Origin of the sequence: Streptomyces acidicola, assembly GCF_009377235.1 — a bacterium.
In the GTDB taxonomy this organism is placed as follows: Bacteria; Actinomycetota; Actinomycetes; order Streptomycetales; family Streptomycetaceae; genus Streptomyces; species Streptomyces acidicola.
In genome coordinates this window covers 1-1848 of the sequence record NZ_VMNX01000493.1, presented here as the reverse complement: position 1 = coordinate 1848, position 1848 = coordinate 1, and the positions used below count along the sequence as shown (strand labels likewise).

Here is a 1848-nt window from a genome sequence, read left to right as displayed (position 1 = left end):
AGCTTGACTCTGTCGGGGATCTTGGAGTTTCGCGGTGCGGCAGCATGGTCAACGGGCATGCTCGGGTAGTTCCGATGACCGATGCAGTTGTCGAGGTGCCCGTTGTCCCTCCGTCCACGTTCCGGTGAGCAGGTCCCGTCTCTGACTGCGCAGGTCGCGCGGGCGAGCAACCCGGGCGGCACGACGGCGATATGGGTGAGGGACCGGCTGGACGGGCTGTGGCATGACGAGGACTTCGCCGACTGGTACCCGCGTGACGGGCGTCCGGGTCTCTCGCCTGCTCAACTGGCTACCGTCTGTGTGCTGCAGTTCCTGCTCGGCCTGTCGGACCGGCAGGCCGCAGAGGCGGTCCGCTGCCGCATCGACTTCAAGTACGCGATGGCCATGGAGCTGGATGACCCCGGGTTCCATCACAGCGTGCTGGCCGATTTCCGCGACCGTCTCGCCGAAGGCGACCGTGCTGACCGCCTCCTCGACCTCGCGCTGGCTCGCCTCAAGGAGGCCGGACTGGTGCGCGAGCGCACCACTCAGCGCACCGATTCCACCCATGTCCTGGCCGCGGTGCGTGACCTCACCCGCCTGGAGCTGATCACCGAAGCGGTCCGCGCCGCACTGGAAGAGGTCGCCGACACCTCCCCACACCTGCTGGACGAGCTGGTCGATGAGGACTGGGGGCGCCGCTACGGCCGACCGGTCCGCCTGGGCAAGAACCCCACCAAGCCCAAGACCAGGATCCTTGCTACTGGAAACGACGCCGTCCGGCTCCTGGAACACCTCTACCGGCACGGAGCAGACCGCACGTCCGGCCCTCGTATCCAGGCCCTGCGCCAGATCATGGTGCAGAACTACCACCGTGACGCCACAGGACACCTGCGCTGGCGCACCGCCGAGAAGGAAGGCGGACCAGGGCTGCCGCCCTCATCCTGGGCGGTCGTCTCTCCCTACGACACCTCGGCCCGCTACGCACGGCACGGACACATCATCAGCTGGAAGGGGTTCTCCGCTCACCTGACCGAGACCTGTGCTCCCGACGGCCCCAACGTGATCACGGACGTCGCCACCACCGCGGCCACCACCCACGATAGCCAGGTCCTGCCCGGCATCCACACCCGCCTCTCTCGCCGCGGACTCCTGCCCGCCGAGCACCTGGTCGACGCCGGCTACACCTCCCTGCCCCACCTGGAACAAGCCACCCGTGAACACCAGGTCACCGTCTCCGGACCACTGCGGAGCAACCCCACCCGTCAGCACCGCCGGGACGAGGGCTTCGCCCGGGACGACTTCCACATCGACTACGACCGTCAGCAGGTCACCTGCCCCCAAGGCCAGGTCAGCCAGGGCTGGCACGGCCCCTACCCGACCTCCTCACCCACCGCGGCCCCGCTGATCGTGGCCAGGTTCACCAAAAGCCAGTGCCAGCCCTGCCCGGCGCGCACCCAATGCACCACCTCCCGCGAAAGCACCCGCACCGTGGGCTTTCCCCCACGAGAACTCCGCGACCTGCAACTTCGCATCCGCACCGAGCAACAGACACCCGAGTGGAAAACCCGCTACGCGGTCCGCGCCGGAGTGGAGGGCACGGTCAACGAGTTCGCCCACGGACACGGCATGCGACGCTGCCGCTACCGAGGACAGGGAAAGGCCCACATCCAGCACGTCCTGACGGCCATCGCCGTCAACATCGAGCGCCTCAGCGGACTGCCAGCAACCGAAGAAGCCCCCACGCCCCGCCGACCGACCGCCTTCCAGCACTACCTCGACCAGCGCGAGATACCCCGGCCGAAGTCCTGGCGAACCCTGGGCAGCTGACCTCAGCGGCACCAAGATCCCCGACAGAGTCAAGCTTAG

The 1848-nt window shown here is 68.0% G+C and carries 1 protein-coding gene; it reads left to right on the top strand.

Translation table 11 applies throughout. The annotated features are described in order from the left end of the window. Positions 1-102 precede the first annotated feature (102 nt). On the top strand, positions 103-1809 hold the full coding sequence (locus FPZ41_RS46285; protein ID WP_228023467.1) for an IS1182 family transposase: 1707 nt from the start codon (positions 103-105) through the stop codon (positions 1807-1809). Positions 1810-1848: the final 39 nt, after the last annotated feature.